Genomic DNA, 7,776 nt, shown 5'->3' on the forward strand with positions numbered 1-7,776 from the left:
CGGGATTTAATCTGCTAACGCTGGTAGTGAATAACGTCCCGTTTAAGGACGGGGTACAGGTCCACGAAACATCAGATCAGATCGTTGCCTGATTGCTCCGTACACCAGATTTGACAATAACTCCTCACTGGGCATGGCTCAGTAGTTTTTACGCTCAGTGGAGCAGCGAACGGCTGTACGGTAGTGAGCGTTTGACTCTTGGCGGTGAATATTCGGTTCGTGGTTACCGGGAGCAATATCTTTCCGGCGACAACGGCGGTTACTGGCGCAACGAAATCAGTCGTTCATTCTCCATGCCGCTGCGGTTGGGTGAAGTTAACGTTTTTGCGGCGCTGGACGGCGGCTATCTGCGTAGCGGGCCCGACGAGCCAGAGGCAAAAGGGAGTTTAATGGGAAGTGCACTTGGCATCAGCCATCACCAGCGCTACGTCAATCAGCAGTTTACATTGGGCTGGCCGTTGATTCGTCCCGGCTGGCTTCACCCGGACAGCGTGGCGATCTACTACCGTCTGGCGCTGACGTTTTAAGGATAACGATGAGGTTTAGCACATGGAAAATTACAGTGGATATGCCATTTCACCATTGCGCCGTTGGTTAAGTTACCTGATTTCTATTCTGCTTGCGGGGCAGCCGTTGTTACCTGCCATCGGGGCCGGAGTCAGCGCCGCGACCGGGAATACCCAGGTCGTGCAGGCGAATAATGGTGTACCGGTAGTCAATATTGCCACGCCCAATCAGGGAGGCATTTCCCATAACCAGTACCATGATTTCAACGTTGGTGAGCAGGGGCTGGTCCTTAATAACGGGGTGGGAAACAGCCAAAGTCAGCTGGGGGGGCAGATACAGGCTAATGCGAATCTGCAAAATGGCCAGGCGGCTTCGGGGATTATTAACGAGGTGGTGACGCCGAACCGTTCTGAGCTGAAAGGATATCTTGAGGTTGCCGGGCAGCAGGCAAGCGTAATGGTAGCTAACCCCTATGGCATTACCTGCGACGGTTGCGGTTTTATCAATACGCCGAACATCACCCTAACTACCGGTAAACCAGTATTGGGCGCTGATGGTAAGTTGCAAAGCCTTGAAGTGACTCAGGGCGCTATTTTAATCGAAGGTAAAGGGCTGGATGCCGGTAAGAGCGATAAATTTGCGTTGATTTCCCGTGCGGCGGAAATCAACGCAGGGCTGCATGCCCGCGATGCTACCGTGATACTGGGGGCTAATCGGATAAGTTCTGGCGGGGCTATCGAGCCGATAGCCGGGGCGGGAAAAGTACCTACGGTGGCGATAGATACCGGGGCGCTGGGCGGGATATACGCTAACCGAATCCGGCTGGTTTCCAGCGAAAAAGGCGTTGGGGTGAACCTTGGTAACCTGAATGCCAGACAAGGGGGCATCTCGCTTGATGCCAACGGGAAACTCTCTCTGAGCGGCAGTCTGACCAGCGGTTCGGCCTCTATTAAGGCGCAAAGTGCAGCGCTTAGCGGAGTTAATCAGGCCGCGGGTTCGATCTCCGTTCAGGTGGCAGATCAGCTGAATAACAGCGGAACGCTACGTGCCGGTGGCGATATGCGCCTGCTGGCGGACAGCCTGGTTAACCAGCGTGGGGATATCACCGCCGGTGAGAGCCTGGTGTTGCAAAAGGATACGGCGGGGAGCGCCAGTCGCGAGGTGATTAACCGTTCCGGGACAATAGCCACACAGCGTGGGGATATCACGATTAATACTGCACATCTGCTGAACCAGCGCGATGAGCTGGAAGTTGAAATGGAAGGGAATGAGGGCAGTATGCAGTGGTACTACCGCAATGGTGAATATCACTATTATTTCGACCTCCCGGTAGACTGGGAGAAGGACGATCGGCTGCTGGCAAGCAACAAGTCCGGCCTGACAATAAAAAACGCGGGGGCAGAAGCGCGTATCAGCGCCGCCCGTGACCTGCGGGTAAAGGCGGGGAGCCTTGATAACGCCGCAGGCGTTCTGTCTGCGGGCGGGAATATGTGGCTGAGCGGCAACAGTCTGACCAACCAGGGCTGGTTGGCGGGGACGGAAACGCGGGAATGGTGGATAACTGACTACGGCTGGACCCTGGCGTATGGCGAATATGACATCGGCCAGCAGACCAGTGAATCCCGCATGAGGTATACCGACGGTGAAGCTCTGAACGGGCTGATTCAGGCCGGTAACACGCTCAGCATCGACTTCAGCGACAGCATCAGTAACACCACCTGGCGAGCCGGTGCCGGGGCGGATATTTATGCGTCCGGGCAACAGCCGCAGGCCGTCCTGAACACTCAATCAGGCGGCATCCTTGCCGGTCACCAGGTCGTTATTCAGTCCGGAGGTATAAACAATCAGGGTGGCGTGATATCCGGGACGGAATCGCTGACCGTCGTCAGTGAAGGGGGGGTAAGTAACAATCAGAGCGGCGTGATGACCTCCGGCGGGGCGCTGGACCTGACGGCGCGCGAAGATATCATCAACAGCGGGTCGCTGATAACGGGTTCACAGGTAAAAGTGGAAAGCCTGGAAGGGAGTATTGAGAACCTGACGGAGGCATTTTACTGGGAAAGTGATTCTCCACGGGAACTTATCTACGGCTGGCTGGGTCATGGCAGCGAGCCCGGTAAAATTGGCACGCTTAGTGCCACGCGATCGCTGGATTTACGGGCAAAGGAGGCTGTCCACCTTCAGAGTGCGAACCTGATTTCAGACGGAACGCTTTCTCTACGAAGTAGCAATATCATGCTGGATTCTTTGTGGCTTAATAACCACTTCTATTATTCTGAAAATATCGGTGACGTCAGAGAGACTTTCCTTAACAGTAAGATTATTGCCGGTGGTGATATCGCGCTGAGTGGTAATTATATTGATGTCTCCGGAGGACAGTTTACTGCCTCGGGGGATATTCAGATGACGGCTACGGATGATATTTTTTTATTATCCCAGCCAACGCGGTATGTATGGCATCGTTCCCCGTGGGATCTTGAGTACGCTGCTTTTCCGACTAAGGAGGGAAATACTGACGAAGAAATGGAGTCCAGATACTCGATGATCGTGGATGACTTCGGGAGGACCTCGCTCGTCAGCGGTGGAGATATCACTCTCCAGAGCGGCGGGGGGATGCAGGGGGAAGGCATTAATATTGATGCTGCGCGCCATCTCCGGCTGCTTGCAGAGGGGGAAATTGATTTGTCCGCGTCAAGCGGCCGGGAAGAGGAGTATACCTCCAGTGATTTGCTATCTTCTGAACAACGCCATGAGAGTGTTTTCGGCCCGGTACTTAATGGAGAAGATATAACTTTCGACTCAGGCGGGAATATCAGGCTAACGGACGTACGCGTTAACGCCTCCGGAAATATTACCCTGCGAAGCCAGGACAGCCTTATTTTTGACTCGCTTCTACAATTTTATTTACTCCGCTGCGACTTTTGTACCCGGGGCGATGCCGATCCGGCATCAGCGCCCACTCTGGATGCCTCTAAAGTTGCTTTCAACCCCGATGATGAATCGGCAGCAGAGAGTGTCGGAGAAAATAACCAACATACTGAATATTATCGGTACGCCGGTAGCTACCTTAGTGGCGACCGTATCTACCTGACGGCGAACGATGACTTACTGATGGACAATGTGGTTGCCACGGGTCGTCAGGAACTGGCGCTGGAAGCCGGGAGAGATATTCATCTGGCGGCACTGAAAACAGAAGAAGTACGGCCAGGCGATAACAGCGTTGAGAATATCGAGTCTCTGTCGTCGATGGGGATGCTGCTCACCAGCGGCGGGGAGATGCGCATCCAGGCCGGGCGAGATATCGGGGCAACCGGCGCAGGCCTGGCGGCGGATGGCAATATTTCGCTTCGCGCCGGAAGGGATATTACGCTGGCGGCCCTAAGCCTCCAGCATGATAAGCAGAGCTACGGCCATCAAAAGCAGCGGGAAGATATCTCCGTCCGCCAGCTGGGCAGCGAAATTAACGGTGATGGTGACATTCAGCTCACAGCGGGAAGGGATATCGCCCTGCATGCCGCACAGCTTAGTGCCAGCAATGAAATTATGCTGGATGCGGGCAACGATATTTCGCTGCAAAGCGCGACGGAAAGCGACTACTACTTCTTTGAGGAAACAAAAACCAATAGCGGTTTGCTGTCTAAAAAAGTGCGCTACACCCTGGAGGAAGATTACCTCACCCTGGAGCAGGGGAGTTTGCTCAGCGGCGACGCTTTGGTTATGTGGGCCGGCAACGATATCAATATCACTGGCTCGGCGCTGGTTGGGACGAAGAGCGTCTGGCTTGATGCCGCTAACCAGCTCAATATCACCGCCGCAACCGAAGAGCAGTCCAGCTACCGGCTGCAGGAAACCAAAGAGAGCGGTCTGTTGAGCGGTGGTTTCCTCGGTTTCACCATCGGCAGCCGCTCGTCAAAGCATAAAATTGACGAACAGGACATCACTCAGAGCCACAGTATCAGTACCGTCGGGAGTACAGCCGGGAACGTTTATCTTGACGCAGGAGGGCGCGTAACGCTGACCGGCATCGATCTTATTGCCGCTGATACGCTAATGGTGACCGGTGACAGCGTACATATTGTTCCCGGGCAGGATATGCACCAGCGTGATGAACGACTGGAGACAAAAAGCTCGGGCCTTACCATTGCGCTGTCGGGCGTTGTTGCCGATGTGATCAACAGCGCGGTAACGATGATCCAGCGGCTGGGTAAGGCGAATGAGGGGCGGCTTGGCGCTTTACAAGGCGTGCAGGCGGCACTTACTGGCGTACAGGCCATGCAGGGTGTGGAGCTGGCGCAGCAGGCCCAGAGCGGGGGAAGCCTCGTGGGGATTAATCTGTCCGTTGGTATGCAGAAGTCTGTGGCCGAATGGTATGAGTCTTCCGTGCTGGCTAATGGATCTTCCCTGATTGCGGGCGGCGATCTTGTCGTGGACGCCTGGGGGCAGGATAAGAACGTCGATAGCGGTAATCTCTTCATCGTGGGCAGCCAGCTTAAGTCCGGCGGCGATATGGATCTGTGGTCCTCCAACAACCTACTGTTGAGTGCGGCGGCAAATATCCGCGAGAGTCGCCATAAGAACAGCAGCAGCGGTGGTAGCCTTGGGGTGGGGATTAATTTTGGTCAGAGTAACGGGATAACGGTTTCTGCCAGCGCTAACCACAGTGAAGGTAAAGAGAACGGTAACAGTACCGTATGGACAGAAACGCAGCTGGATAGCGGGAATCAATTAACGCTTCACGGCGGACGCGATATGGCGCTGGTGGGAGCCCAGGCGAGTGGCAGGGAGATTCGGCTGACGTCGGGCGGCGATCTGGACATATCCAGTTTACGCGACAGTGACCGTTATGACGCAAAGCAAACCAGTACCAGCGGCGGCTTTAGCGTGGCAATTATCGGCGCGGGTGGTTCAGGCAGCGTGAGTGCCAGCCGGGATAAGGTGCACAGCGAATACGACAGCGTGCATGAGCAGAGCGGGATTTTTGCCGGAGAGGGCGGCTTTTCTGTTACCGTTGATGGCGATACGCGGCTTAACGGCGCGGTGCTGGCTTCCACTGCAATTGAAAGCAAGAATAGCCTGAAGACCGGCACGCTGGCATGGTCGGATATTATAAATCAGGCTAAGTTTGATGCCTCGCACCAGGGCGGCAGCATCGGGAGCGGAGGCGGGAGCCTCAGCAGTTCGCACAATAGCGGTAAAGCAGAGGGCATTACCCGAGCGGCGATGTCCGGCGGTAGCGTGCAAATCACCAACGCGGCTGCCCAAGTGCAGGACATTGCCACGCTAAGCCGCGATGTGGAAAACGCGAACGAGACGATTTCGCCCATCTTCAATAAGGAGAAAGAGCAGCGGCGGCTTCAGGAAGTGCGTCTATTGGGTGAAATCGGCAGTCAGGTTGCGGATGTGGTAAGGACGCAGGGCGAAATCAATGGTCTTAAGAAGGCCAGAGAGCAGTACCCGGCGCTGAGCCTGGAAGCGCTGCGCGAGACCGATACATACAAAGCGGAAATGGCGAAGTACGGGACGGGAAGCGACTACCAGCGGGCGACACAGGCGATAACGGCGGTACTGCAGGGTCTGGCGGGCGGTAACGCAGGCCAGGCGCTGGCCGGGGGCGTCAGTCCATATGTAGCGGGGATAATCAAGGCGCAGACGCAGGGTAGCGAGATTGCGAATGTGCTGGCCCACGCGCTGTGGGGGGCGATAGGAGCGGAGCTTGCGGGTGGCAATGCACTGGCAGGCGGCGCGGGCGCGGTAACGGGTGAGCTTGCTGCCGGGGCAATAGTTAACGCTCTGTACCCGGGGCGAAGCCCGGAGAGCCTGACAGAGAGTGAAAAGCAGACGGTAAGCGCGCTGAGTTCGCTGGCAGCCGGGTTGGCAGGAGGGCTGAGCGGCGGCAGCGTTGCGGATGCGGTAACGGCGGCGCAGGCGGGGAAAAACGCGGTTGAGAATAACTTCTTCCTGTTGCACTTGTTAACCACCCCGCCGCCGGTGGCAGGCCAAACCGGCGCGCAGGCCGAAGCAAATGCGCTGATCGCGCAGAAGCTGGATGTGGCGGTAAAAGAGTTTGGTAAAGGTGTGGTGGAGCAGTGCCTGTCAGGCGGGGATTGCCCGGTTGCGGCGTACATTATGCTGCAAACCATCACCGCGATGATGAGCGATAATGCGGATAGCAAGCCGAATCTGGGCGGTGGGCTGACGGATGAAGAGAAGGCAGAGTTGGGAGGTGCTGGTTCGGGAACGCCACAGCCACCGGAGAATGATCAAAATGGTCATAATAAAGAGAAACCTTCAAATATTAAGATGGCAGACGATAAATATCTGAAAAAAAATGGTATTGATGCACATGAATTAAAATCTGAGATTGTGGGTAAGAAAAATATATCCAAATACGATATATATATCGACAAAGAAACTGGTGAGTTGTGGATTTTCCGTAAAGGTGGTACAGGAGAAGGTATCCCAACTGGTGAATTCATTAAATAGGATTGTTTGTATGAATAAATCAACAGTAAATGTTTATTTCTTGATCTCGGGAGAGGGGTTAAAACCTACTGAAATTACTGAAAAATTGTCACTAAAACCTACTGGTAGTTGGATGAAAGGTGATCCAATTCCTGGCAAGAATCGCTGTAGAGTGGATAGTTGTTGGTTTTTAGGGACAGGAGATGAGGAATCTCTTGATATCACAGAGCAGTTTTCAAAGGTATTTACTATTCTTCATGGAAAACAAAGCGTATTAGTAGATATGGCATGCGATTACGATTTTGAATATCAATTTAATGTGGTTGTTCAGGTAGAAAATGGAATTAAACCGGCAATGAATCTTGATCGTTCATTAATTAAAGAAATTAACAAATTAAATGCAAGTGTTGATTTCGACTTATATATTTATAGTTAATGTAAAAAATCCTGGCCTCGAGCCGGGATTTTACTTTATATACCAGCCAGTTACCGCGTTATCGCTGTGGCTTACTGATCACCTCGATCAGCTCCGTCACCTGCCGCTGTTTGCGGGCGGAGAGCTTGCAGACCTTCTTCAGTGCCTGCATCAGTTCCGGCTCTGGCTCCTGCGCGGTCAGTATCAGGCAGCCGGGCATCACCCGCACCTTGAGCGGCGTTCCCGTCTCAAACCCTGCCTCATCCAGCCAGCCGCCCTTCAGCGTGATGGAGGTAGCCTTGCTGTGCGTCTTCCAGTCGCGGATATACCCCACGGTATAGCGACGGGTTTTTAACTCCGGGGCTTCAGTTGTAACAACTTCTGGCTTAGTA

4 protein-coding genes are annotated in these 7,776 nt (G+C 54.2%); 3 read left to right on the top strand and 1 reads right to left on the bottom strand.

What is annotated here, in order from left to right:
* Nucleotides 1-110 precede the first annotated feature (110 nt).
* The 3 genes from VGM55_RS02775 to VGM55_RS02785 are packed head-to-tail and all read left to right on the top strand — an operon-like array spanning nucleotide 111 to nucleotide 7,405.
* A complete protein-coding gene (locus tag VGM55_RS02775) occupies nucleotides 111-527 on the top strand; it encodes a ShlB/FhaC/HecB family hemolysin secretion/activation protein (RefSeq protein ID WP_331634511.1) in 417 nt (138 codons plus the stop codon).
* A 22-nt stretch (nucleotides 528-549) separates the two neighbouring features.
* Entirely contained in the window at nucleotides 550-6,990 is a 6,441-nt protein-coding gene (locus tag VGM55_RS02780; protein WP_331634512.1) for a hemagglutinin repeat-containing protein, read from the top strand.
* Between the two features lie 10 nt (nucleotides 6,991-7,000).
* The gene (locus VGM55_RS02785) at nucleotides 7,001-7,405 is read left to right on the top strand and encodes a DUF4279 domain-containing protein (protein ID WP_154188914.1); all 405 of its coding nucleotides are present in this window, start codon (nucleotides 7,001-7,003) and stop codon (nucleotides 7,403-7,405) included.
* Between the two features lie 58 nt (nucleotides 7,406-7,463).
* Here VGM55_RS02785 and VGM55_RS02790 read toward each other — a convergent pair.
* Nucleotides 7,464-7,776, bottom strand: a 313-nt coding sequence (locus VGM55_RS02790; RefSeq protein WP_331634514.1) for a SymE family type I addiction module toxin, incomplete at its 5' end; no start/stop codon positions are given.

Source organism: Cedecea sp., from assembly GCF_036500665.1.
Classification (GTDB): Bacteria; Pseudomonadota; Gammaproteobacteria; order Enterobacterales; family Enterobacteriaceae; genus Cedecea.

Bases quoted from the DNA above. Each gene is read 5' to 3' on its own strand.
- VGM55_RS02780 (WP_331634512.1), top strand. From the start codon at position 550: ATGGAAAATTACAGTGGATATGCCATTTCACCATTGCGCCGTTGGTTA.
- VGM55_RS02785 (WP_154188914.1), top strand. From the start codon at position 7,001: ATGAATAAATCAACAGTAAATGTTTATTTCTTGATCTCGGGAGAGGGG.